21 protein-coding genes and 1 tRNA gene are annotated in these 24,914 nt (G+C 65.5%); 10 read left to right on the top strand and 12 right to left on the bottom strand.

The features are described from left to right. The first annotated feature begins 41 nt into the window (after window positions 1–41). On the top strand, window positions 42–953 hold the full coding sequence (locus HH308_RS27855) for an LLM class F420-dependent oxidoreductase (RefSeq protein WP_170197543.1): 912 nt from the start codon (window positions 42–44) through the stop codon (window positions 951–953). 12 nt (window positions 954–965) lie between these two features. Here HH308_RS27855 and HH308_RS27850 read toward each other — a convergent pair whose 3' ends face one another. From HH308_RS27850 to HH308_RS27830, 5 genes are all read right to left on the bottom strand, one after another. Beyond that, entirely contained in the window at window positions 966–1,835 is an 870-nt protein-coding gene (locus tag HH308_RS27850; RefSeq protein WP_246284898.1) for a metallophosphoesterase, read from the bottom strand. After that, window positions 1,811–3,694 (bottom strand): putative nucleotidyltransferase substrate binding domain-containing protein, encoded by a 1,884-nt coding sequence (locus tag HH308_RS30595; RefSeq protein WP_170197542.1) that lies wholly within the window; start codon window positions 3,692–3,694, stop codon window positions 1,811–1,813. The genes HH308_RS27850 and HH308_RS30595 overlap by 25 nt, the downstream gene beginning before the upstream one ends. A gap of 7 nt (window positions 3,695–3,701) precedes the next feature. Then, window positions 3,702–4,550 carry a glutamate ABC transporter substrate-binding protein gene (locus HH308_RS27840; RefSeq protein WP_170197554.1) on the bottom strand — a complete coding sequence of 283 codons (849 nt, stop codon included), beginning with the start codon at window positions 4,548–4,550 and terminating at the stop codon, window positions 3,702–3,704. A gap of 35 nt (window positions 4,551–4,585) precedes the next feature. After that, window positions 4,586–6,103, bottom strand: coding sequence for an amino acid permease (locus HH308_RS27835; protein WP_170197541.1), 1,518 nt, complete (start codon window positions 6,101–6,103; stop codon window positions 4,586–4,588). 301 nt (window positions 6,104–6,404) lie between these two features. Next, the gene (locus tag HH308_RS27830; RefSeq protein WP_170197540.1) at window positions 6,405–7,397 is read right to left on the bottom strand and encodes an acyl-ACP desaturase; all 993 of its coding nucleotides are present in this window, start codon (window positions 7,395–7,397) and stop codon (window positions 6,405–6,407) included. Between the two features lie 312 nt (window positions 7,398–7,709). Between HH308_RS27830 and HH308_RS27825 the strand changes: the two genes are divergently transcribed. Together HH308_RS27825 and HH308_RS27820 are read left to right on the top strand one after the other, a co-directional pair. Next, window positions 7,710–8,630 carry an esterase/lipase family protein gene (locus tag HH308_RS27825; RefSeq protein WP_170197539.1) on the top strand — a complete coding sequence of 307 codons (921 nt, stop codon included), beginning with the start codon at window positions 7,710–7,712 and terminating at the stop codon, window positions 8,628–8,630. Window positions 8,631–8,677: 47 nt separating this feature from the next. Next, the gene (locus HH308_RS27820; protein WP_170197538.1) at window positions 8,678–10,078 is read left to right on the top strand and encodes a WS/DGAT/MGAT family O-acyltransferase; all 1,401 of its coding nucleotides are present in this window, start codon (window positions 8,678–8,680) and stop codon (window positions 10,076–10,078) included. Here HH308_RS27820 and HH308_RS27815 read toward each other — a convergent pair whose 3' ends face one another. Continuing rightward, window positions 10,079–12,073 carry an NAD(+) synthase gene (locus HH308_RS27815; RefSeq protein ID WP_170197537.1) on the bottom strand — a complete coding sequence of 665 codons (1,995 nt, stop codon included), beginning with the start codon at window positions 12,071–12,073 and terminating at the stop codon, window positions 10,079–10,081. It lies immediately after the preceding gene. A 95-nt stretch (window positions 12,074–12,168) separates the two neighbouring features. Here HH308_RS27815 and HH308_RS27810 point away from each other — a divergent pair, with 95 nt between their 5' ends. The 4 genes from HH308_RS27810 (at window position 12,169) to HH308_RS27795 (ending at window position 15,059) form a co-directional block, all read left to right on the top strand. Beyond that, window positions 12,169–12,735 carry a YtxH domain-containing protein gene (locus HH308_RS27810; protein ID WP_376767298.1) on the top strand — a complete coding sequence of 189 codons (567 nt, stop codon included), beginning with the start codon at window positions 12,169–12,171 and terminating at the stop codon, window positions 12,733–12,735. A 150-nt stretch (window positions 12,736–12,885) separates the two neighbouring features. Then, complete coding sequence (locus HH308_RS27805) at window positions 12,886–13,599, top strand: YcnI family copper-binding membrane protein (RefSeq protein ID WP_246284896.1); 714 nt, start codon at window positions 12,886–12,888, stop codon at window positions 13,597–13,599. 38 nt (window positions 13,600–13,637) lie between these two features. Beyond that, window positions 13,638–14,111, top strand: coding sequence for a copper resistance protein CopC (locus tag HH308_RS27800; RefSeq protein WP_170197553.1), 474 nt, complete (start codon window positions 13,638–13,640; stop codon window positions 14,109–14,111). A gap of 3 nt (window positions 14,112–14,114) precedes the next feature. Beyond that, on the top strand, window positions 14,115–15,059 hold the full coding sequence (locus HH308_RS27795; RefSeq protein ID WP_170197534.1) for a CopD family protein: 945 nt from the start codon (window positions 14,115–14,117) through the stop codon (window positions 15,057–15,059). A gap of 151 nt (window positions 15,060–15,210) precedes the next feature. Here the strand turns inward: HH308_RS27795 and HH308_RS27790 are convergent, their stop codons facing one another. Both HH308_RS27790 and HH308_RS27785 read right to left on the bottom strand, forming a co-directional pair. Further along, the gene (locus tag HH308_RS27790; RefSeq protein ID WP_170197533.1) at window positions 15,211–16,128 is read right to left on the bottom strand and encodes an alpha/beta fold hydrolase; all 918 of its coding nucleotides are present in this window, start codon (window positions 16,126–16,128) and stop codon (window positions 15,211–15,213) included. Window positions 16,129–16,361: 233 nt separating this feature from the next. Next, the gene (locus tag HH308_RS27785; RefSeq protein ID WP_170197532.1) at window positions 16,362–17,843 is read right to left on the bottom strand and encodes a carboxylesterase/lipase family protein; all 1,482 of its coding nucleotides are present in this window, start codon (window positions 17,841–17,843) and stop codon (window positions 16,362–16,364) included. Between the two features lie 339 nt (window positions 17,844–18,182). Between HH308_RS27785 and HH308_RS27780 the strand changes: the two genes are divergently transcribed. Beyond that, window positions 18,183–18,255 (top strand) — tRNA-Lys (locus tag HH308_RS27780). A 249-nt stretch (window positions 18,256–18,504) separates the two neighbouring features. Here the strand turns inward: HH308_RS27780 and HH308_RS27775 are convergent. Then, the gene (locus HH308_RS27775) at window positions 18,505–21,090 is read right to left on the bottom strand and encodes a helix-turn-helix transcriptional regulator (protein WP_170197531.1); all 2,586 of its coding nucleotides are present in this window, start codon (window positions 21,088–21,090) and stop codon (window positions 18,505–18,507) included. A gap of 180 nt (window positions 21,091–21,270) precedes the next feature. Here HH308_RS27775 and HH308_RS27770 point away from each other — a divergent pair, with 180 nt between their 5' ends. After that, on the top strand, window positions 21,271–22,035 hold the full coding sequence (locus tag HH308_RS27770; RefSeq protein ID WP_170197530.1) for an esterase/lipase family protein: 765 nt from the start codon (window positions 21,271–21,273) through the stop codon (window positions 22,033–22,035). A gap of 395 nt (window positions 22,036–22,430) precedes the next feature. Here HH308_RS27770 and HH308_RS27765 read toward each other — a convergent pair whose 3' ends face one another. After that, window positions 22,431–22,667, bottom strand: a complete 237-nt coding sequence (locus HH308_RS27765; protein ID WP_246284895.1) for a hypothetical protein — start codon at window positions 22,665–22,667, stop codon at window positions 22,431–22,433. An 887-nt stretch (window positions 22,668–23,554) separates the two neighbouring features. Then, a complete protein-coding gene (locus HH308_RS27760; RefSeq protein WP_170197529.1) occupies window positions 23,555–23,941 on the bottom strand; it encodes a DUF4189 domain-containing protein in 387 nt (128 codons plus the stop codon). Between the two features lie 207 nt (window positions 23,942–24,148). Here HH308_RS27760 and HH308_RS27755 point away from each other — a divergent pair, with 207 nt between their 5' ends. Continuing rightward, complete coding sequence (locus HH308_RS27755) at window positions 24,149–24,529, top strand: DUF4189 domain-containing protein (RefSeq protein ID WP_170197528.1); 381 nt, start codon at window positions 24,149–24,151, stop codon at window positions 24,527–24,529. 126 nt (window positions 24,530–24,655) lie between these two features. On the opposite strand, the gene HH308_RS27750 is transcribed toward HH308_RS27755, so the two are convergent. Then, on the bottom strand, window positions 24,656–24,914 hold a 259-nt coding region (locus tag HH308_RS27750; protein ID WP_170197527.1), incomplete at its 5' end, for a hypothetical protein.

The raw sequence follows: 24,914 nt of genomic DNA, 5'->3' as shown, positions 1-24,914 counted from the left end.
GACGCGGAACCGTCTGCCCACCCCTTCGCGAGGAGAAATTAATGCGCATCGGCCTCATGCTCCACGACCACACCGGACCCGACGCCGTGCGTCGACTCACCGATGAGCTGGCCCAGATCGCCGACGACGGTTTCGAATCCGCTTGGATGTCACACATTTTCGGCCTCGACGCGCTCACGGCGCTCGCCGTCGCAGGGTCGCGGGTGCCCGGGATCGAATTGGGCACCGGCGTCGTGCCGACCTATCCGCGCCATCCCGGTGCCCTTGCGCAGCAGGCGCGCACCGTCGCGCTCGCTGTCGGACCGGGGCGGCTGAACCTCGGCATCGGACTGTCGCATCAGGTCGTCATCGAGAATATGTTCGGCTACGACTTCGGCCGGCCCGCACGGCACATGAAGGAGTATCTGAACATCCTGATGCCGCTGCTCGACGGTGATCAGGTGTCGTACACGGGCGAGACGATGACCGCCAACCTCGCGATGACGATGGGTGACAGCGGCCGCGTCCCGGTTCTGGTGGCGGCGATGGGCGAGGTGATGCTCAAGCTGGCCGCGCGCCGGACCGACGGCACGGTGCTCTGGATGACCGGGCCGGCCACCGTCGAAGCGCATGTCGCACCGATCATCACCGCTGCCGCGCAGGAGGCCGGTCGTCCGGCGCCGCGCATCGTGTGTTCGCTGCCGGTTCTGGTCACCGACGACGTCGACGAAGCGAAGACGTTGGCCGCCAAGACATTCGCGGTCTACGGATCGCTGCCGTCGTATCGCGCGATGATGGATCGGGAAGGTGTCAGCGGACCCGAGGGGCTCGCGATCATCGGCGACGAGGACTACGTCGCCGAACGAGTGCGAAATGTCTTCGCTTCCGGTGCAACGGAATTCGTCGGTGCCATCTTCAAGCCGGGCGACGACGCGACGCGCACGCGCACGGTGCTCAAGGACCTGGCCGACTGACCCGCGAGCCGATCACATCGACACCGGCCCGGTCAGGTCGGCTTCCCACGCCGACCACAGTGGGGCCGGGTCGGCGCCGTGGTCGGGGTCGATTCCGATGATCCGGCCGCCGCGCATCGTGGTGGTCTCGTGACGCGTGATGAGGTTGAGACTCGTCCGCGTGGTGACCGCTGCGGGTCCGCGCAGTTCGCCGGTCGACCAGTCGGTGATCGACGAGTGGCCGTGGATCTGGCTGAACGGCATCGTCGAGTGGAACCAGCTCGGCACGAGTTCGGTGGGCGCCGAGGCCCACAGCGGTCCCGCGGCACCAGATTTGCGACCGGTCAGCATCACCCCGGATCGGAAGATCGCGGCCTGCCGGTTGGCGATCAGGCTGTTGAGGGCGGTGGCCGCCTGGGCCGCGGTGTGGGGTACGTCGAGTACCGAACGCCAGAACCCCGCGGTCAGTCCGGCGTGCGTCACGAGGAAGTCGCCGTCGGCGGTGGGCACTGCCGCGGCGACCACCATTGATCCGTCCTCCCACCAGCGCCGAAGCGTTGCGATGGTCGGGTCGTCGACCCGCGGCGACCACTCGAATGCGGTCTGGCCGAGGTAGAGCCCCTCGTGGTTGCCGATGAGCTGAATCCAGTGGTCGGGCTGTCGATGCAGGTAGGAGTCGACGAGTGCCACGACTTCCTCGGAGTCGGGTCCGCGGTGGATCACGTCGCCGACCTGCACGATGGTCAGGTCGGCGGGGATCACTCCGGTGTGCGGGTCGGCGCCGAGTCGGACGAGTTCGTAGCGCAGTGCCCCGACTTGGCCGCCGATGTCGCCGATCACCGCGACCCTCGGCGTCGACGGCCGTGGCAGGAGATCGGTCATGAGGTCGTCGACCCGATCCATTCCTCTGAGTCGACGAAGGAGGAGACGTTCGCCATCCGCCGCTGCGCAGCCGCGATCTCCCGGATGGCCTCGCCGATGACGGACCGGTCGATCGGCGACATCAGTTGCATCGTCAGCGTGTCCGACGGGTCGACGCCGTCGGCGTACTGCATCAGCTGATAGTGCAGGCGGAGTCGCTGCAGAGTGTCGAAGACGTCGATCAGATTGCGCGCAGCCGAGTCGGGCATCATCGCCGAGCCGGCCGCGGCCCGCAGTCGGTCGGTGGTCGCGAGTTCTGCGGATCCGGCGTTGAGCGCTGCCCACCGTGCGATGTTGACCAGCGGGAGGATCGCTTGACGCTTGATGTCGAAACCGCTTGCCCTGCGATGCAGCAGAGTCCGGGTCGGGCGGGGCTTGGCGCGGTGGGCCAGCGTGTCTTCGAGCAGTAGCCGCAGCGTGCCCCGATGCGAGCGGAGGTCGCCGATCAGGGTCCGCGCGGCCGACAGCCCTCGGTCACCGTAGATCGGGCGGCCGTCGACCAACAGGGAGATCATGATGGCGCCTTCATTGCGCTCGGGTGCGGCGATCCATTCGCGCGCCGCGGCGCGCCATTGCTCGGTGGTCCGGGAGAAGGCCTCGCGGCTGGCGGTCGCGCCATGTCCGTCGCTGATCAGGCCGGCCCGCCCGAGTACCGCGGTGACCTCGGCGAATGCACGACGACATGCGTCGATGGTGGTCGGATCGGTCTGCTCGACGAAGGAGGCCGCGCAGTCGATGTCGGATGAGAGGACCGCCTCACGCCGGCCGCTGCTGCCCAGCGACAACCAGGTGAACATATCGGTGGACAGGCCGGGGTGTCCGGCGAAGACGAGTTCGATCGCGCGTCGCATCGCGGCGTCGCGGATCGTCGAATTCACGGCGATCACCTTGCTGGCCGACAGCCCGCCCTCCACGAGCCGTCCGAGCAGATCCGGTACCCGGCGCGACCGCGCGGCCAGGCTCTCCGCGTCCGGTGCATACCGAAGACGCTCGTGCAGTGACACGTCGACGCCGACGGGGGTGAGGCTCAAGTCGCGCAGCGACACGACCGAGTGCAGCGTCGCGTCTCTGTCGTGGACGACGGCGAAGCGTGCGCCCCGGTCGAGCATCGCCAGAAGTAGTTCGGCAGGGCTGTCGTCGACGGTCGCGATCGGTGCGCTCATATCGAGCACCTCGACCACCGACGTCGTCTGCGGCAGTCCTTCGACGATGATGCCGTGTCGCAGCGACGCATCGGTGACCAGGCCATATCGTCCGTCCGCACGACGTACCGCGGCGAATCCACGGCCGTCGGCGTCGATCGCGCGCGCCGCCTGCCCGGCGGTGGCCGATACGTCGAGCACCAGGGGAGCCGCACGTGCCACGTCCTGGGCGAGTCCCGCACCGGCGGTGACGACCGCCGGCGACGGCGACCAATCGAGTGCGGTGCGGGCGAGGAATCGTGCCCCGCTGCGGGAGACGAACGCCGCCGTCGCGGCTTCGCCGTCGATCCGAGCGACCTCCGATGCGCGTGCGGCGACCGCGCGGGGTCCGATCGAGCGTTCGACGAGCATTGCCGAGTAGCCGAAGACCCCGCCCGGCCCGATCTGGTCGTCGGGGGGCTCGTCGAGACGAGCCAGGTTATGCCACAGACTGACCGCGCCGGTCAGCACCACGTAGACATCGGTCGAGTGGTGGGCGAATGCGTCGAGAATAAGTTCGCCGGGGTCGTAGGTTTCGACGACGGTGGCCTCGGCGATGGCCGCAAGGTCTCGACGTCCGACCGAATCGAACGGCTGATGACGAGAGAGTCTCGCCTCCAAATCCGATATGCCGGGCGCGGTTTTGCCGACTTTGGCCACTGATCAGTCAGCTGCCCGGTGTGGGCGGACTCGGGATGTTGTAGCCGGAGGGGCGCACGTTGGCGTCCAGCGACGCCTTCCACGATCCGTCTGCGATGAACTGCTTGAGCGCGGCATTCACTTTGGAGACCAGTGCGGTATCGCCCTTCTTGATTCCGATGCCGTACAACTCGTCGGAGAATCCCTTTCCGACGACTTTCAGTTTGCCCTTGTACTGTGGCTCGGCCGCGTAGCCGGCGAGGATCACATCGTCGGTCGTCACCGCGTCGACCTCGGAATTAGCCAGTGCCGCAACACAATCGGAGAACTGCGGTCGTTCGACGAGGGTGATGTTGCCGCGATAGCGCGCGGTGATGTTCGCCGCGGAGGTGGTTCCCGGGACCGTGCACAGCGTCCGCCCGTTCAATGTTTCCGGACCGGTGATGTCGGTGTCGTTGCGTCGAACCAGCAAATCCTGGTGAGCGTGGAAGTACGGTCCCGCGAAGTCGATCTTCTCTTTGCGGTCCGGGGTGATGGACAGGGTGGCGACCACCATGTCGACCTTGCCGGTCTCGATGGCCGAGATGCGTTCGGTGGGATTGATGGCCGTCCACGTGATCTTCTCGGCCGGCACACCGAGCGAGCGGGCCACATACGTCGCGGTGTCGACGTCGAAGCCGGAGTATTTGTCGCCGTCGCGCCAACCCAGACCCGGTTGGTCGACGGTGATGCCGATATTGAGCTTGCCGCCCGGCGTCGCGCCGGGCACCAGGGACGGGCTGGCGTTGGGGCTGTCGTTGCTCGAGCCACAGGCGCCGAGCATGGCCGCCGCTAGTCCGCAGGCCGCGACCGCTGTGATCGTCCGCCGAAAAGTCATACGCATGATGTCTCCAGGGAAGTATCGGTTAGTGACTATTCGGGCTCGTCGGTACCGGGCTCGGACGGATAGTTGGGCCCGTCGTTCGACCACACCGCCTTCAGTCGCCCTCCGGTGTGCTCGGCGACCCGCGCCTTCACGGTGAGCCAGCCGACTTCGAACAGTATCGCCAACACCGGGATACCGATGACCACCACGATGAAGTCGGTCTTGTGCCAGAAGTAGGGCGACGATATCCAGCCGGATACCGCCATGCCGACGATGACCAGGACCAGGAAGGCCAGTCCGATGTAGCTGGTCCACGGTGACCCGGGCATCTGGAATGCGCTCGGCGGTATCACTCCCCGGTTGGACAGCGATCTCAGTCGCAATTGGCACAGGAAGATCGTCGCCCAGGTGAAGACGATGGCGATCGCCGATGCCTCGAGCGCGATCTCGAAGGCATCCGGAGTGAGAGCGTTGAGAACCGCGCCGAAGAGATACACGATCGAGGTGAGAATGATTCCGGCCCACGGAACGCCCGACGAACTCATCTTGAGCGTGAACTTCGGCGCCTGCTTGGCGATTCCGAGACTGCGCAATACTCGACCGGTCGAATAGAGGCCGGAATTGAGGGAGGACATCGCCGCGACGATGAGCACGATCTGAATGACGTTGCTCATCCACGGCAGACCCATCCGGCCGAATACCGTGACGAATGGACTCGTCCCCGACTTGTAATCGGAGGTGGGCAGCATCGACACGAGGAGAAGAATTGAGCCGCAATAGAATACGGCGATCCGCATGATGACCGCGTTGACAGCCTTGGGTACCTCGCGGCGCGGATTCTCCATTTCGCCCGCCGCGATGCCGACCATTTCGATTGCGGCATAAGCGAAGACGACGCCGGACATGACCAGGATCGGGCCGTACCACGCATAGGGCGCCTCGGTCGGCCAGAAACCGCCGGGGTTACTCCACAGATTCTGCAGACCCGCTTTGTGGGTACCGACATTGAGCCGCAACCCGACGACGACGATGCCGACCAACAGGAAGATGACGATCGCGCCGACCTTGGCGATCGCCGCCCAGAATTCGAACTCGCCGAAGGCGCGCGCCGACATCAGATTCACCGCGAGAACCACTGCGAGTGCGATCAGGACCGTCGCCCACGTCGGCATCAACGGCCACCAATACTGAATGTAGAGGCCGACCGCCGATAGTTCGGCGATTCCGGTGAGGGCCCAGTTCAGCCAATACATCCAGCCCGTGTAATAGGCGGCCTTCTCGCCGTAGAACTCGCGCATATAGGAGACGAATGCGCCCGACGAGGTGCGGTGCAGGACCAGTTCGCCGAGGGCGCGCATCAACAGGAATGCGATCACACCGACGAATGCGTAGCTGAGCAGGAGCGCGGGACCGGTGCTGTGCAGTCGAGACGCGCTGCCGAGGAAGAGGCCGGTGCCGATCGCTCCGCCGATGGCGATCATCTGGACATGGCGTCGGCCGAGCGATTGCTTATAGCCGACCTGCTCGGCGTCGAGGGAAGACTGGTGTGGGGTGGTTTGGGTCATGAACGGTTCCTCGGGGTGAGGTAGGGACAACCACGGGCGTAACGCGTTGCGTCGAGGGAACTTTCGGATCGGGATGGTGCCTGACAGAGTTCTTTGACAGTTGTCAGATAACCACGCCGGACGTGAGTTCGCTCGATTTCGCCGTGACTTGTGGAGTAAACCGGAAATAACGGACCCGACGGAAGTCGACAGAAAGCCGATGGAAGTCGACGGAAAGCCGACGAAAAGCTGAACCCAGAACTGACGACGATGGCCCGGACATGTCGTCCGGGCCATCGTCGAATTCAGTTGTGCGTGATGCTTATGACGCGCGCTTGGCGGCCTTCGCGGCCTCGCGGGCCAGTGCGCGGTCGCGCATCTCCTCGAAGCGGGTGGCGTCTTTGTCCAGCTGCTCCAGGAAGGCGGCGAGCTCCTCGCGGGTCTTCTCACCCTCGGGGCCGAAGTCGGTGCGGTCGAACACATTCCACTTGCGCAGGACCGGCATGACGACCTCTTCGAGGTGCTGGCGCAGGTCGTAGATGCCGTGCTTGGCCATCAGCACGCCGTGGCGGCGGAAGTTGGGCATACCGGCGCCGGGCATCTGGAAGTTGGTCACGATGTCGGTGACCGCGCGCAGCGTCTGGTCGGGCGAGAGATCCATGCCCGCCCCGCAGATGTTGCGGTAGAAGATCATGTGCAGGTTCTCATCGGCGGCGATGCGCTGCAGCATGCGGTCGGCGATGGGGTCGTTGCACGCCTTGCCGGTGTTGCGGTGGCTGACGCGGGTCGCGAGCTCCTGGAAGGTCACATAGGCGACCGAGTGCAGCAGTCCCAGCTCGTCGGCATGCTCTTCGAGTTCGTCGGCACGCCCGGCGGCGGCGAGCATTGGATCGTAGCCGTTGGTCATGTGGATCATGCGCGCTTCTTCGAGAGCGACCGGGTCGACGCCGCGGGTCACCACGAGGTAATCGCGCATCACGATGCCGTGGCGGTTCTCCTCAGCGGTCCAGCGGCCTACCCAGTGGCCCCACGCGGAGTCCATCGAGAAGTTGTCGGCGATGACGCGGTGGTACGAGGGCAGGTTGTCCTCGGTGAGCAAGTTGGTGATCATCGCGGCCTTGGCGACCTCGTCGAGCTGCGACTGCTCGGGGTCGTAGTCGACGCCACCGAGTTCGGCGAAGTTGCGGCCCTCGTCCCACGGGACATAGTCGTGCGGGTTCCAGTTCTTGGCGGTCTTCAGGTGACGATTCACGTTCGCTTCGGCGACCGTCTCCAGTTCATGGAGCAGTTCGAGTTGCGTGAGCTCGCGTGCCATATATTTTCCTCCGAACAAGCTTTCCGCGGTTGCATCGTTGTGGGTGGCCCGACGACGGTTCACGTGTCAAAGGCGAGCACCAGTGTCCTAGCGTACGGCATGTAGCAAGGTCACCCAAACTTCTCCTTACGGGTGCGTAACCACCTGTGAGGTCGCTGTACAGCTCTTATAGGGTCGTTGACCCGCCCTCGATCGTTAGCCGAATCAGTGAAATTTGTTGCCGATGTCACCCGTCGGCGCGGCGGTTGGCGGGCAGCTCGCTCGCTGTGGTGAAAGCTCGCCGCGACGGTGAACTTAGGTTACCCTCAGAAAATGCAAGCGACGCTGGGCGGAAACATGAGATCCCAGAGCGTGATGTTGGTGTACCTACTGGTAGCCCTCGGCCTCATTTCCGTGATGACCGCCGGGGCGCCCGTTGCGTCGGCGCGTCCGGCGCGCACTCTCGTGCCGCTGATCTACGTCGCCGGCGCCGACGCTGACCTCGCCGCAGCCAATCGATCCTTCGCAGACCCGATGCGCAAGCGCGGATTCACCGTGCATGTCTTCACTTACTCTCCCGCGCCCGAGTACAGCCCGCTCGTTACCATTACCGGCAACTCGAAGCGGCTCGAACGATTTGTGGACCGCATTGTCGCGCAGACCGGTCAACGTCGGTTCGACGTTGTCGGGGTATCTCAGTCCGGCATGATCACCCGTTACTGGTTGAAGTACTTCGGTGGAGACCAGCATGCACGGAAGGTGGTGTTGCTCTCCGGGATTGTCAAAGGATCGCCGTATCAGGCGGCTTGGGTCCGGCAGGGGCTTTGTCCGCCCGTCAATCGTCGGTGGAATATGCCCGCGCGGTATCGTTCCGTGCGGATCACGCCGGGCTGCTACGAGCAGGCACAGGGGAGCACCAAAGTCACCGCGCTCAATACTCCCCGAGAAGCCCTGGAGGGCATCGACTATCTCAACGTGTCGACGACACTCGAAGCTGAAGCCGCGCCCTATCAGCAGAACTTCATGGCGGGTCCCGGCCGGTACCGCAACGTCCTCACGCAAGACTTCTGTCCCAATGATCCGGTGCTGCACAGCAATATCTATGCGTTGTCGTCGGTGCACTCGCTGATTTCCAGCTTTTTGCGGGGGCAGAAGTTGCAGATGCGCTGCATGGTTGCGGCTCCGCGGGGAGCGCCGAATCTGAGGCAGATCCCGCCGCTCTCCGACCCGCCGGTCGACGCCCCCTTCGTTTGAGCCCGGGGGCAGTGCGCTTCACCGACCCCATGCGGCACGATATGTGCATGCAGCGTTTGAGTGGTCTGGATGCGTCGTTCCTGTACCTCGAAACCCGATCGCAGTTGATGCATGTGATCGGCATCATCGAGATCGACCCGGCGACGGTACCCGGTGGATACACCTTCGAGAAGATGCGCGACGAACTCGAACGACGACTGTCGGCGATGCCGACTTTCCGCCGCAAACTCGCCAATTCGGTGCTCAACATCGACCACCCGGTGTGGATCGAAGACACCGACTTCGACATTCAGCGGCACGTCCACCGTGTGGCGGTACCGTCGCCGGGCAGCGAACGCGAAGTCGCCGACTTCTGCGCGCACCTCGCCGGACAGACCCTCGATCGCGGCAAGCCGCTGTGGGAGCTGTGGATCATGGAGGGGCTCGCTGGTGGCAAGGCGGCGGCGATGCTGCGGATGCACCACGCCGGCGTCGACGGTGTGACCAGTGCGGACCTCCTCGCGCAACTCTGCACGCTCACGCCCGATCCGCCAGAACTCGACGAGGACAAGGTCAAGGAGTCGGCCGGTGGGACGTCGCGTGCGACGATGGCCGCCGGCGGCGCCGTCAACTACTTCGTCCAGCGTCCGATCGCGATGGCCAAACTGTTGCCCGCGACGCTGCGGGTTCCGGTGGGCTGGTTCAAGCGTGCGCGGTCGTCGGATGCGATGCCGGCGCCCTTCCAGGCGCCGCGCACCCCGTTCAACGCACCCATCACGCCGCATCGCGTGGTCGCGATGAGCCAGGTGCCGATGAGCGATGTGAAGAAGATCAAGAATCACTTCGGGGTGAAGATCAACGACGTCGTGCTCGCGCTGGTCGCCGGTGCGCTACGCGACTACCTCATCCGGCTCGACGCCCTGCCCGCACAGCCACTGGTCGCGATGGTCCCGGTATCGGTGCACGGAGCCGACGAGGCCGATCTCGTCACCGAGGGCACCAACAAGGTCAGCGGCATGTTCACCGAACTGGCCACCGACGTCGAGGATCCGGCGCAGCGCATCGAGGCGTCGGCTCGGGCCGCGCAGATCTCCAAGGCCCACCACGCCGACATCGACGCCAACATCCTGCGCGCGTGGGCCCAGTTCGCGCCGGGGACCACGATGGCGGCGATGATGAAGATCTACGGCGACCGGCAACTGTCGAATCTGCACCCGACGGTCTTCAACGTGCTGGTCTCCAATGTCCCCGGACCCGACTTCCCGCTCTACTTCCTCGGTGCCCGCGTCGAGGGCGTCTACCCGCTGGGCCCGATCTTCCACGGCGGCGGACTCAACATCACCGTCTTCTCCGCCGACGGGCACCTCAACTTCGGGCTGCTGGGGTGTAAGGAACTGGTGCCCGACGAGTGGTCGATCGTGGAGAGCTTCAAGGCCGAGGTGAAGGTGCTCGCGGATCTGGCGGGGTAGTCACCCCAACTCCTCCAGCCACGCGCGCACCGAGGCGTCGGACGGTGAACGCCAATCGCCGCGCGGCGACAGCGATCCGCCCGACCCGATCTTCGGGCCGTTGGGCATCGCGGTCCGCTTGAACTGATTGGCCATGAACCGCTTGAGGAAGACCCGCAGCCATTTCTCGATGGTCGCGCGGTCGTAGTCGGGGGACCAGGCGTGCTCGGCTAGGAACGCGACCTTGCTCGGTCGGTAACCGAATCGGGTCAGGTAGTACAGAAAGAAGTCGTGCAGCGCGTACGGCCCGACGGTGTCTTCGGTCGACTGAATGGCTCCATCCTCGCCCGGCGGGATCAGTTCCGGGGAGATCACGTCGTCGAGGATCTCGCCGAGCACTCGCGCGGTGGTCTCACTGTGCCGCCCGCGCGTGCCACCCGTCCCGTCGGTGACGCTCGAATCGATCATCCACCGAATAAGGTGCTGGATAAGGGTTTTCGGCACCGACGAGTTGACGTTGTAGTGCGACATCTGGTCGCCGACGCCGTAGGTGCACCAGCCCAGCGCGAGCTCCGAGAGGTCACCGGTGCCCAGCACGATGCCGCCGAGATGGTTGGCGAGCCGGAACAGGTGCGACGTCCGCTCACCGGCCTGCACGTTTTCGAAAGTGATGTCGTAGACCTGCTCACCCCTGGCGAAGGGGTGGGCGAGATCGGCGAGCATCTGCAGGCATGACGGTCGGATGTCGAGCTCGGTCGCCGACACCCCCAACGAGTCCATCAGTTCGTGCGCGCGCCGCAGAGTGGCGTCGCCGGTGGCGAAGCCGGGCATCGTGTAGGCGTGAATGTTGGTGCGCGGCAAGCCCAGCAGGTCGAAGGTGTCGACGGCGACGAGCAGTGCCAGCGTCGAATCGAGGCCGCCGGATACGCCGATGACGATCTTGTCGAGGCCGGTTGCGCGCAGTCGTGCGGCCAATCCCTGCACCTGGATGTTGCCGACCTCGCGGCAGCGAAGGTCGCGGTCGGCGGCGTCGGCCGGAACGAAGGGGAATCGGGGGACGTGCCGTGCGAGTTCCGTCGTCGTCGGCTTGCCGAGCTGAAAGCTGATGTGTCGCAACTGTTTCAGGTTGTCGGCGTAATCGCCGACCTGATCGCGCATGCTGATCATCCGGCGACGTTCCTGCGCGAGACGGTCGAGGTCGATGTCGGCGGTGATGGTTTGATCGAAGGTCGCGAACGGCTCGGTCCGCGCGAGCAGGCTGCCGTTCTCGGTGATGAGTGCGTCGCCGTCCCAGGCGAGATCCGTCGTCGACTCGCCGAAACCCGCCGCGACGTAGAGGTAGGCGGCCGAGAGCTTCGCGGAGTGGCTGGTGCACAACGCTTTTCGGTACGCCTCCTTGCCGACGGTGACCGGTGAGCCGGACAGGTTCACCAACACCGTCGCACCCGCCAGCGCGGCCCAGGTACTCGGCGGGATGGGCACCCAGCCGTCCTCACAGATCTCGACGTGCAGGTGAAAGCCGGGCAGATCATCGGCGCTGAAGATGAGGTCGGCGCCGAATGGAACCCGTTGTCCCAGAACGGTCGCCGTGTCGGTTGGGGCGTCGCGGGCCGCGGCGAAGAGGCGTTGTTCGTAGAACTCGCGATAATTCGGCAGATACGACTTCGGTACGACGCCGAGAATCACGCCGTCGCGCAGGACGACCGCGCAGTTGTAGAGCCCGTCACCGACGACGAGCGGGACGCCGACCGCGACGACCGGCGTCAGGCCACGGCTGGCGTCGAGGATCGCTTGCAGGCCGTCGAGGCAGGCGTCGAGCAGTGCGTCCTGCTGAACGAGGTCGTCGACGCTGTAGCCGCACAGTCCGAGCTCAGGGAACGCGACGAGCGCACTGCCCGACGCCGCGGCGGCCGACAGCAGATCGATGGTGGCCTGCGCGTTGAACGCGGGGTCGGCGAGTTTGAGGACCGGCACAGCGGCGGTCACCCGGGCGAAACCGTGGTCATAGGTCGTCACTCCTTGACAGTAGCCGCCCCTCGGACGCGGGTGTTCGGTGGCGATGAGTGCTGGTCGTGGTGGTTCGAGCCGGTCGTGGGAGACTTGACGGCGTGATGGGAAGCGCGCGTGAGTCGACGGGCCGCGACGGCGTGCTCGACACGCGCCGCGGCGTCACTCGGTGCAGCGTGGGCGCGACGGTACCGTCGGTGGCGCTCGCCGCCCACGGTCTGGCCGGCGGCGGCTTCCCGACGTCGGGGATGGTGCTGGTCGCAGGCATCGGGGCGATCGCGGCGATGCTCACCCGCGGTGCCGGGCTGGCGCGGGTGTTCGGGGTGCTCAGTGTCGCGCAGGCGGCGTCGCACCTGGCGCTGATGCTGGCCCACGGCGACATGTGGACGCTCGACCCGGCGTCGATGCTGATGACGCACCTGGTGGCGATTCCGGTGTCGGCGTTGGCGATCATGGTTGTCGCGCAGCTCATCTCGTTGATCACGTCGGTGCTGCGGGTGGTCGTCGGACCCGTCACCGAGCCGGCCGCGGGTGCGCCGCCGTGGCATTCGGTGCCGGCCGTGTTGGTCGGTATCGCAGTGGTGTCGGGTCGGATCCGGGGGCCGCCGTCGGTGTGCGCCGACGCCTCCGACCTCGTGTGGCCCGCCTTGTTCCCAGAATTCTGTAGCTGAGTCTGCCGTCGAGGGCATAGTGCCCTTGATGAGGGGATAATCTGCCGACTTCTGACCGGGATGGCGGTCCGGCTGCGGGGTGTGCGCTCGGCGCTCGCCCAGTCACCCACACACTTTATGGAAAGCAGATCCATGACAACCATTCGTTCAATGCTGCCCAAAATCGTCGCACCCATAGCGGTCGTCGCGGCAGCGTCATTCATGGGTGCCGGCGTTGCCGCCGCCCACGTCACCGTGTCGTCGACGACGGCCACCCAGGGCGGTTACGGCCTGGTCAGCCTGGTGGTTCCCAACGAATCCGACACCAACGCCACGACGACGTCGGTGTCGATCCAGGTGCCGCGCCTGAAGAGCGTGCGTACCGAGTCGATGCCCGGTTGGCGGGCCGTCATCGAGAAGGACCCCAAAACCCTTGAAGCCCTGCGGGTCACGTGGACCGCGGCCGATGGCAACACCGGGCTGAAGGTCGGCGAATTCGGCCAGTTCACCATCAGCGCCGGTCCATTTCCGCAGCAGGAGACCGTCGATCTGCCCGCGGTGCAGACCTACTCCGACGGGACGGTCGTTAACTGGAACCAGCCCGACGGGCCCAACGGTGCCGAGCCGGAACATCCCACCCCGACGTTGAAGTTGGCCAAGGGGACGGGCGGCGACGACGATCACCCGGCGTCGACGAACGGCAACGACGAGGCGTCGGCGTCGAGCGCCGACGACACCGCGCGCATCCTTGGCGGTGTGGCGTTGGTGGTTGCGGCGGTCGGAGTCGTCGTGGGTGGCCTCGGGCTGGTTCGACGCCGCAAGGTCGCGGGCTCCGATGTGGAGACGACAGATGAGAAGAATAAGAAGAAGGGCGCAGACGAGTGAACAGGTGTCGGCGCGCCGGAGTCGTCGTGCTCATCGCGATGATCGCGACGCTGCTCGGAGCCGGAGCGGCGGCCGCGCATTCGAGGCTGGAGTCCTCGGATCCGGCCGACGGTGCCCGGGTGTCGGCGTCGCCGGCGTCGGTCACGTTGACGTTCAACGAGGCGATTCAGGAGTCGTTCGCGGTGCTCACCGTGGTGGGGCCGGACGGCAACTTCTGGCAGAACGGTGATCCGACCGTGTTCGGCCCGACGCTCAAAGTCGGACTGCGGCCGCTCGGCCCGGCCGGTGAGTACCAGATCAACTACCGAGTCACCTCGGCCGACGGTCACCCGGTGGAGGGTAAGCGGTCGTTCACGCTGACCGTCGCGGGTACCGGTACGCCGGGTCCGAGCGCTGCCCAGCCGGCCTCGGGGTCCGGTGGTCTGCCCGTGTGGCCGTTCATCGTCGTCGGAATCGTCATTCTGCTCGGCGGCGCGGGTGTCGTCGTGTGGATGTCGCGGCGACGGGCGTAGCCGATGAGTGCTGCGGGTGACCGCACACCGGTGACTGCGGAGCGTCGAGCGCATGCGCTCGGTGTCGCGGTGCCCGCAGCCTTCGCCGGATTGATGCTGTGCTGGATCCTCGCCGATCCGGCGGGGCCGGCGGCGTCGTCGATGCCGAGTCTGGTAGGACTGCTGGCGGGGGTGGTGCTCGTCGGGTTGGGTTGCCTGCCGATGCTCGGCGTGCAACCGGCGTTGACGGCGATCGCCGGGTTCGCCGTCGTCTGGCTGATCGCCGACATCGTCACGATCTGGTTCGACGTCGCCTCGCGGGTCGGTGTCTCGGTCGGGCGGGTGAGCGTAGGGCAGTTCATCGACGGTGCGACGTCGACGCCGGGAGAGCTGATTTCGATCATCGCGGCGATGGTCATTGTCGCGTGGACGTTGACGGCCCGACGTCCCGACGACGTCGCGCTGCCCGTCTCCGTCGTCGGGGCGTTGGCGGCGTTGGGAATTGCGGCTCCCGCCGTCGCGGGGCATGCTGTGACGCATCCCGTCGAGCCGATTCTCATTGTCGCGCACGCACTTTGCGCCGCGTGGTGGTGTGGGTCGCTGGCCGCGATGGCGATGACGATCAGTGGTCGGGACGGTTGGCGAACCGCATTGCCGGTGTTCTCGAAGTACGCGGTCTACGTGGTCGGCCTACTCGCGGTGACCGGATTGGCTTCGGGTGCAATCGAATTGGGTATCGGGTCGTTGTGGTGGACCACCGGCTACGGTCTGGTGATGCTGGCCAAGGCCGTGGTGTTGGCGATGTTGGTCGGCTTGGGGGCGCGGCATCGTCGACGCTGGGTCCCCGACGTCGTGGCCCGGCGCGGATCGTCGGAGACGTCGTTGCGCGCGGCGGTAATCGAGGTCGTAGTGATGAGCGTCGTGCTGGGTCTTGCGGCCGGGTTGGCGACGACGAGCCCGGTGGGGTGAACCCGCGGATTATGAGTCCGCCGCTCCGTCCACTCCACTGTTTGAGCCGGACTCCGCTGGTTGAGCCGGGCCGACGCGTTAGCGAAGGCCCGTGTCGAAACCACCCGAGCCGACGGTACCAGCGCCACCGAATACATTGACGCGGTTGAGATTACGACTCGACGCTGTCTTTCTCGTCCCACAGCTCGAGCAGCTCGGACAGCACTTCGGTGGCCATTCCCAATCCGCCCAGATGTGACTCGCCGTGCATCGTGTAGAGCCGGGCGTCGGGCAGCAGGTTGACCATGTGCTCGCCGTGGCTGAACGGGATGATGTGGTCTTTGTCGCCGTGCCACCAGCGCACCGGCACCGACACGTCGCTGACGCGGAATCCCCAGTCGCGGGCGAAGACGATGGCGTCGGCGAACGGTGCCTCGGCGCGCCGACCGCCGCCGTGCAGCAGGTCGTCGAGGAACATCGCGCGAAACTCCGGGCGCGCCAACAGTTCTCGGTCGCCCTGCGGCGACAGCCGGCCGTAGAGACTGATGGCGGGGACGGCGACCGGTCGGGCGATGCTGATCATCGAGCTCAGCGCACGGCCGATCGGGGCGCCCGCGACCTGCAGGAGGGGAGCGGTAAAGGTCGCCAATTGTGTTGCGCCGCCGGTGATCGCATCCGGCCCGACGGTGGGTGCGACACCGCCGAGTACACCCGCGACGACAACGCGAGCGGGGGCGGCGTGAGCGACGGCGAGTGTGTACGGCCCGCCACCGGACAGCCCGATGACGCCGAACTTGTCGATGCCGAGAGTGTCGGCGACCCGGAGGAGATCGTCGGCGAATTCGCTGACAGAGTGGTACCGATACGGCGTCGACGAGCCGACGCCGGGCCGGTCGATGCCGATGATGCGTACATTGTGTTCCTCACCGAAGGCGCGCGCCTCGGTGGGGATCTGTCGGCGCGCACCAGGGGTGCCGTGCAGCCAGAAGATGGCGCGACCGGTCGCGGATCCGAACTCGGCGAATCCGATCCGACGGTTACGCCCGACGGCGACGCTGCCCTCGATCTTGGGGCGGTCGATTTCAATCACTGAACTAGCATGACACGGCCACACGTTCTAGGTTCACACACCTGACTCGGTGGTCAGTAAGGGTGTGTCTCCCGATTCCCTTTGCGGTCCTCGGCGGCCCGCTGACCGCCTGGCTGCGTTGTCGTCGTGCCGCTATCGCTCCATCCTCGGCCTTGCCAGATCGGCCAGCGACGAAATGCCCCGTTGCTGCGCTCGTCCCGGCGATGCCTCGCAGAAGAATTGGGAGACACACCCTAGCTCTGAACGAGCGCGGCGAGGTCGGCGGCACGCGGCAGCGGGCCCGTCGAGCCGCCGTCGGCGTTGAATACGTGCACCGTTCGTTGATCGGCGTACACGTCCCATCCTGGATTGCCGGTCTTCGCGAACCGCACCCAAGCGGCGTGGATGTCGTCGGCGAGGCTTTGCGGCGCGGCCGGGCCGGTGAACGGTCGGCTGCCCGCGAGGGCATCGAAGACGAACGGCAGCTCGAGTGCGTGGCAGGGCCCTAGGTCGGCGATCGGTGTGCCCCAATCGAATTCGTAGACGAAGACGTCGGCCGTTGACGACGCGCCCTCGGCCAGCCGCAGCATCGAGCCGCGGAAGAAGAGGTCGGAGACGATGTGGTCGAAGACGTCGCCGGGTGACTCGTCCGGGTGGTTGGCACGATAGGTGGCCACGACCTCGGGACCCGCGCCGAAGCGCGCGACGGCCATCGGCAGGATCTCGTCGGTGAGGGCGCCCTTGAGTCCGGCACTCACGCTGAACAACGAGAATTCGCGCGCGGTACAGCCCGCGAGCAGGGGAATCCCGGCGGCCGCGCCCGCTGCGACGGCCTCGTCGGGAAAGACGGGAACGAGGTCGTCGAAGGCGGGGATGAATCCGGTGATGCCGCCACCCGCGGAGATGGTGGTGGCGCCCCAACGTGCGGGATCGGGAGCTAGCCGAATCTGGTCGCTCACGTTGTTCTGCGCGGCGATCAGGTCGGTGGGATCGACAGCGGCGAACGCCTCGGCGGTGGCGTCGACGCCGAGGAGCGCGGCCATCTCCGCGGTGACTTTCTTCGCATCGTCTACTTCGACGATGGAATGGCCGTGCCCGCTCTCGACGATGGCTTTCGCGAACAGTCCCCGGGCGGCGGGGGCGGCCATCAGCACGGCGACGCTCATGCCGCCGGCGGACTCGCCGAAGATCGTGACGTTGGTCGGGTCACCGCCGAACGCCGCGACGTTGGCCTGCACCCACTGAAGTGCTGCGATCTGATCGCGGATGCCCAAGTTGGTCGGTGCGCCCTCGATCGGCAGGAATCCGTAGACCCCGAGGCGGTAGTTGATCGATACCAATACGACGCCGTCGCGGGCGAAGGACGAGCCGTCGTACATCGGTGACGCATTGGCGCCGCGAACGAAGGCCCCACCGTGAATCCACACCATCACGGGTAGTCCGGTGGCATCGACGTCGGGAGTCCAGACGTTGACGTTGAGAGATTCGCCGCCGAGTTCGGGGGCGGTGACCTTGCCGAACCAGGAGTGGATGGGTTCGGGGTAGGGCGACTGCCAACACGACGGACCCTCCGACGTCGCGTCGCGCGCGCCATCCCACTCGATGACCGGCTGGGGATCGGCGAAGGCCAACTCGCCGACTGGCGCGGCCGCGTACGGGATTCCGAGGAAGGTGGTGATGTCACCTGTGCGACGTCCGACGACGTCGCCGCCGGTGACCTTGACCGTGATGTCCATCGTGAGCAGACCGCTTTCGGTTCGATGCGTCGACGCCGGGTCGGCGTCGCGAGTACACGAGACAGTATGCCCGCGGGGTCTGACAGTCGTGGCGGAATGGCGGGCGGAATCGTCGAAGATGCTCAGATACCTGTGAGATGTAAAGTAGTACAAGGGCTTTCGGCTTTCCGTGAGATTCCCGCAGTGGAGTTTGCCGCCGGCCGAGGGGGTTGGTTGCGATCGCGACGACGGACGCGAAATGACCTGCGTCGACGCCGATGGGGTACCGCTGAAGCGGGTGTGAAACGTCTGTATACTTTCCTCGGTGTTGCTCTGCCCGATCGGGCGGTGCGGCGCCAGGCCCCTTTAGCTCAGTTGGTAGAGCTACGGACTTTTAATCCGCAGGTCCTCGGTTCGAGCCCGAGAGGGGGCACCGAGAAGGCCCCGGTCAGAGCGTTTAGGCGTTCTGGTCGGGGCTTTCAGTCGTCTTCGTCCCAACTGGATCGTATCCGCGTGAGTGCTGTACGGGACGGCGTCGCACCACCGGTCGGCCCGCCATTTGGGTCCGAGGCCACAGTTGCAATCGTCGGGCGTACGGCTCGGCGAACTAGCCGAGTGATCGGTTGGCGTTGTCGAAACCGGCTGGTCTCCACTGTGATCAAAACCGGCTGGTCCACGCTGATCACCTGCCGCTCAACAACGCGACCAATTCGTCTCGGCTGTTCACTCCGGTGCGCTGGCATGCGCGGAACATGTGACCTTCGACGGTGCGCACCGACATCGTGAGCCGCTGCGCGATCTCGCGGTTGGACAAGCCGTGGCGGGCGAGGCCGATGATCTCGCGCTGGCGTCCGGTCAGCGGGATCGGGGTATCGTTGGCGCGCAAAGCGGGTGTGTCAGCACCGGTTTCATCAGCAAGCCGTCGGGCGAAGGCAGTCGCTGTCAAGGCTGCGCCGCGCCGCGCATGCGCTCGATACGCGATCGCAGCTTGTGCTGCCGCATCGCCCGCCGCGACTCGATCGCCGAATGCCTCGTAATCGCGAGCGGCCGCAAACAGACCATCACCGTCGGCGCTTCCGAGTGCGTGCGCATGCGCGGCAGCCGCATGCGCGCGTGGTCCCTCCACCACCGCGACAAGTTCCACCAGACGCTCCGAATGGCTCGCGTCGCCGAACTGCGCCGCCAGCTGGAGGAAACACACCTCGCGGGCCGACGCCCCGATCCGGCGAGCCCGTTCGGCGGCCGCCAGCACAATCGTCACCGCGTCGCTGACCAGATCATCGGCCGCCCGAATCCATGCTTCGGCCGTATCGGCATACACCAGGGATTGCCGCACCGGATCATCGGTGGCCACCGTGTCGACCTCGGCCCGTGCACGCTCGGCATCGCCGGCCATCGCAAGCGACGTGGCGAGTTCAAAGCTGATGCAGGAGCGAAGGAGCTGTTGCTCGATGAGTACGCCTGCCTCGCCGAGCAGACGGTGTGCCGCAGCCAATTCACCAGTGGCCGTGGCCACAAGCCCGTGCGTGAAGGCGCGGTAGGCCAGTGCGAGCGGGAACTCCATCGGCTGCGGGTCTACCCGGTTGGCAACCACGTCGTCGGCGTCGGCGAGCATTCCGGCCAGCAGCAGTGTGACGACGTGGCAGGCGCTCAGCGCGAAGCGGCTGCTGGCGGTGTGGGTGGACGTACAGGCGAGGGCGTATCCGCGGTCGGCGAACTCACGGATCATGCTGATGGATCCACGTTCTCCCGAAGCGGTGATCAGTCCGAAGATGCCGGCGAACTCCGCCGCTTCAGTCAGCTCACCTGGACCAGTGAGGCCGGCGATGGCCGCGTCGACCGCGGCTTCGATGTCGTTGTCGAGCGACCGCACGGCAGCCACGACACACTGATACGACCGTGTCATGCCCGCCTCGGCCGCCGCTGTTTCCAGTTCGTCGACTCCGCGGGCAGCCACGCGATCGTTCTGCCGGATGTAAATCCCGATCCGGATCAGGCCGAGACTCACCCGATCCGACGGTGTTACCTCCTTGAGCAGCTCGCCGTTGATCTCGAGTGCCTCCTTGAGACGCTCGCCGTTCACCAGAGCACTCATCAGCATTAGCTGGGCGAACAACCCGCCACCGCTTGTGACGGCTCGCTCGGCGATACGCTGCGCGGAAAGGGGATCCATGAGGCGAATGGCGGCATCGGCAGCGGCGATCAGCATCGTCGGATCTGGCGGAGAGTCCGAGTCGATTGCCAATACCGCCCGACGCACGAGTCTCACCTCATCGACCGGCCCGTCGGTCAGCGGTGCGGACGCAGCCACAATGGCACTACGAACGCGTCTTAATCGCATCGCCGGGGCACGGGAGCGACGGGCTTCGCCGTACATCGGATGGGCCAGTCGAACGGTCGGCCGCGGCGTTGTCTTGGTGTCGACCACGATGAGGTTGGCGGCCTCGGCATCCTCAATGGCGTCGTCGACCACTATTGCGCGCAGAACACCGAGGTCGACCGGGGCTGCCACCGCCAGCACGTCGAGCACCTCGATCACCCGGTCGGGTTGCCGGCCGATATTGGTGTCGATGAGCTCGGCCAATGTCGGCGACACCGCTGGTTCGCTATCCCAGAACCAGACACCGCAACGCTGCATCAGATGTCCAACAGTGACTTCATCAGACATCAACTGCCGCAAGTAGAGCACGTTGCCGCGGGTGTAGTGCCACAACCGGGCGGCGCTCGCCGACTCTATCGGGCCGCCCAGCACGCGCTCGATCAGCTCGGCGGTTTCGGTGCGCGACAACGGCTGTAGCTCCAAACGCGGCAGCAGCTGCTCCTTCCACAACGCCGTGATCGCATCGGGTGCCGACTCTCCGGCCCGGATGGTGAGCACCACCGACGCCGCGCCGCGGTGAACCAGTTGGTGGGCGACAATGGCCGACTGCTCGTCGAGCAGATGCGCATCGTCGATCATCACCAGCGGCGGTCCGCTGCTGCTGCAGGTGACCGCGTCGACCACCTCACCGATGCGCGCGAGCGGATCTTCACCGAGGTGGGTCGCGTACTCGGCGAAGGCGCCCAACGGCACCGACCTCGCCGACGCGGTCGCGGTGACGTAGCGCCACTCCCGAGCCGTTCGTCGCGCGTGCGCCAACGCCTCGTGGGCCAGGCGACTCTTGCCCACTCCCGCAGCACCGGCGAGCACCACTCCGCGGCCGCGGGTATACGACACTACCGCCGAGAGTTCCTCGGCGCGCCCAGTCAGCGGCCAGTTGTCGAGCATTTGTGCAGGATATGACCGTTAACGGCACTGGGCGAGTGCTTTCTGACCGATCACGTCCCGATCGCGCACATCGGCGGTGCCGGGATCACTCCATCCGAACCTGAAAACCCAAGGCGTCTGGTTGTATTGACGGCAGCGGCGTCGCATCAGCACGTCCGCCTCCCCACCGACGGAGCTCGGATGGTTCATCTCACCGAACGACCACGCGCGGGCCGCACCAGCGCGTTGGGGTTACTCCTCTTGGTCGCGCTGACCGTCGTCGGAGTGACTGCGGTGCCCGCTGATGCGGTCGCGACACCCGCGGTCGTTCGCAACCCGGTGCTGCTCGTGCACGGGTGGACTGCCGGCGGCCTAATCCCCCAGCGGATGGGAGTCTTTCAGCCACTGATCGCCGCGCTCGAGGCAGACGGCCATCCGGTCTACTTCGTGAACCTACCTGGAGACGGGAACATTCAGAACGCCGCCGCGATCGCGCGGGCTGTCACCACCGCGTCGGCAAAGCATGGCGGCGTCAAAGTCGACCTCGTCGGCCACAGCATGGGTGGCCTTTCGGCGCGGTATTACCTGAAGTATCTCGGTGGGGCCACGCACGTGGCGCACTATGTGTCGCTGGGGACCGGCCAATACGGGTGGTCACCGACATGCGTCCTCCCACTCGCCGCCGGTGGCGAGATGTGTCCGAACAGTTCGTTCCTGCGTGCCCTCAACCGCGGCGACGACACACCGGGTCCTGTCCGTTACACCACGTTGCGGACCGTCGCCGACGACCAATTCCTCAGTGTCAAACGGGACAGGCACCTTGATGGCGGAGTTTGCGTCAAGGACGGCATTGATGGCAACGACCACGCAGCCGAACCAAGCAACCCGATCATGATCACCTTGGTGCGGCAAGCACTCGACGGAACCTGCCCCGGGACCGTCCTGAACCTGCCGATCGCCAACTGAGCCCGATAGGGGAGCACCCGCACCCGGGCCAGAAACGGTGGTTGCTTGCAGTTGGACTGATGAGCGAGAGTAGCCATCGAAGCGCGGCTGTTGTCTGAATACCCGCATCCGTTTCGGATGCTCTGGCCGCGACCTCTACCATCGCACCGTGCCGTCGGCCGGCATGGCTACGACCGTGGCGGACGGTGCCACACTTGCAGGATCATCCCGACCGACATCGACAGACACCTCGGCGCTCGACCAGGTGGCTGACGACACCTATGACTCCTCAGTGCGCCGACCCCAGCGGCTGCCTATCTCTCTGTCGGCGACTTGACGACAGCTCCCCGGAAGGCGGCATCCGAACGCATTGAGGTAGAACCTGTTGTCCGACAACCTGACCCCGGCGACTCGACTCAGTTCTCACGGCGCCGGTGATCGGATTGAGTTCGAGTCAGGATCGTCGTGATCTTGTCCTCCGCGAGTGCGTACACGCTGGGAAGCACATCGGGTTCGACGCCGAGAATTTCTGCGATCAGAGTGTCGGCGATTCCCGCAGACCGCAGCCGTAACGCTTCGGAGTACGGCAATGGCAGTTGGTTGATTGCGTCCTCGCGTGCTCGATCGGACCGGGCGGCCTCATCTTTCATCATCGGAGCGCCTTTATATGTCGGATGCCGGTGTTACGTGCCGAACAGTTCGCGGTCGGCGCTGTGCAGGTCGGTGGGTCGAAGTCCAGCTCAGAGTTGTCGGACGGGTGGATGTGGGTGCCGGCACCGAAATGTCGCAGGAACGTCTGTGATTGCGCCCAGCCCCCAGGTGAACCTTTGTGGCGAAGGTGTTGCGGTGCCGCCGGAATCGACCATCCACATCACCTCGACGTCGTAGCTCGGTGCCTCGGAGTCATGGATATGCCCGAAGAATTGACATGTGCCGTCGGAGTGCAGTTCCAGTGAGACGAAACCGCCGACCGGTACACCGTTGTTGAACGTGATCGAGCCGGAGTTGATGGGCCGATCTTCGGTGGCTCGGTGACATGGTGACCTCTTCGGAGTTGGTTCGAGCTGTGATGTGAGCGACGTCCAGTGTCGGCGCGAGTGCGCATGACCTCTCGGGTAGCCGACTACCCCACTTTGGGATGCTCGTCACCATCATCCCTGTCTTGAGGTTGTGACCCGGTAGGCGCGGAATCCTTTGGCTAACAGAAGAATCAAGAGGCATACCGACGCGGCGGATGGCGGAACCGGCCGCGATCTAACGTCGCCTCACTGGTCGGTAGTCAGCGAGTTGCGCGGGGGTGACGGTGTCTTCGTCGGTATCTCGCGCATTCCGGCGATAGCTGTCGGCGACCTGCAATGCAACGCCCGGAGTGCAGATCGCCGCGGTCAAGCAAGAGTGGCGATAGCGCATTGTGGTGCTGATCTTCAGGTTGTTGACGTGTATGAGGCGTCATGGTTGTAGTCGACGGCAAACGAGATTCCAAAGGGATACCGCTGAGTGTGACGTGGAAACCACGAAGGGAACAACGGTCTTTTGAGAGCTAGTCGCCGATGCAGGTGGTGACTTGTAGCTTTGCGTTGGGGCTCCAGCCGGCGAATTCCATGGCTTGGCCGCGGGCTGCGCTGCGGGTCGGGGCGTATGCCCACCACCAGGTGCCGGCGACCTTGTTGGTCACGAGTGCGCCGCAGTTGTTGTGCAGGGTCATGACCTGGCAGTCGGAGTGACCGCACTTATCTTTCGCGACGTAGCGAGCATCGGAACCCGAGGAGAAGTTGATCGCGGTGCCCCACGCGTCGGTGCTGGGGGAGTAGGAAATGGCGCCCCAGGTGTTATTGGCTGCCGAGGCCTGGGCGGGAACCAACACGGCTCCGGTCGCCGCTGCTGCGAGGAGTCCGCCGGTGAGTGCGCGCTTGATGTTGATGTTCATTGTCTCGTCCTTCGTGTCGGGTTGTCGTCGGGATTGTCTCGGTGACAACACAATTCAAAGTGATTGCGGCGGTTGTGCCAATGGGGAGAAGTCCCCGGGTGCAGGGGAGTTCTCCCCATTGGCGATGTCGTGAATAGGACTTTGAATTGTGTTGTCGCCGTGTGAGATTCGACGGCATCCGTTAAGCGATAAACGATAGGATTCGAAATGAAGACTGCACTCAAGAGCGTACTGGCCAGCGGAGTGATGGCGATCGCCGCAACCGCAGCGGTGATCGTGCCTGCGCAAGCGTCGGCCGCCGACCACAACTACGGCGCGATCTCGATCTCCAAGAGCACGGGCAACCACGCGTCGAGCAGCGATTACACGTCGGTACTCGACGCCATCGATGCCGCCAATGCGAAGTGCAACGCTGACGACTGCGGTTTCGTCGTGATGATGGACAACAATTGTGGTGCCCTCGCCTACCAGCCCATAACGGGGCAGTGGGGATGGACCACAGAGCCGACGCGGGACGCCGCGGAGTCGGGGGCGCTCAGCAATGCCGGCGTTGGGGCCAAGATCGTAGAAACGGTCTGCATGGGCTAGAGGCCGGCTACGAATCATGTTGTAGCACAGGGTGATTCGGATTGCGGTGTCGGATATTGGGGTGGGCGTGTGTGGTTGGCGGCGCGCCCGTGGGGGCCGCCGACATGTGTTGCGGTCAGGTGCTGGTTAGTAGGGTGGGTCGCCGTCGTCGGGTGGGGTGAGGCGGCTGTAGATGCTGGTGGGGTCGGGGTGGGCGGCGTGGGCTAGGCGGGCGGCGCGGTTGCGGTCGCGTTCGGCTTTGCGGAGGTGGTGTTTGCGTAGTGTGCAGTGTCGGCGACTGTTGGTGGCGCGTGGGCGGGGCGGGGTGGCCGCGGCGGTCGGGGTGGTGGGGAGGAAGGTGTAGCGGGCTAGTCCGGGGAACAGGTCGAGGCCGGGTCCGGCGCGG

The organism is Gordonia asplenii (assembly GCF_012933505.1).
GTDB classification, from domain to species: Bacteria; Actinomycetota; Actinomycetes; order Mycobacteriales; family Mycobacteriaceae; genus Gordonia; species Gordonia asplenii.
This window is presented reverse-complemented; position numbering and strand designations above follow the sequence as displayed.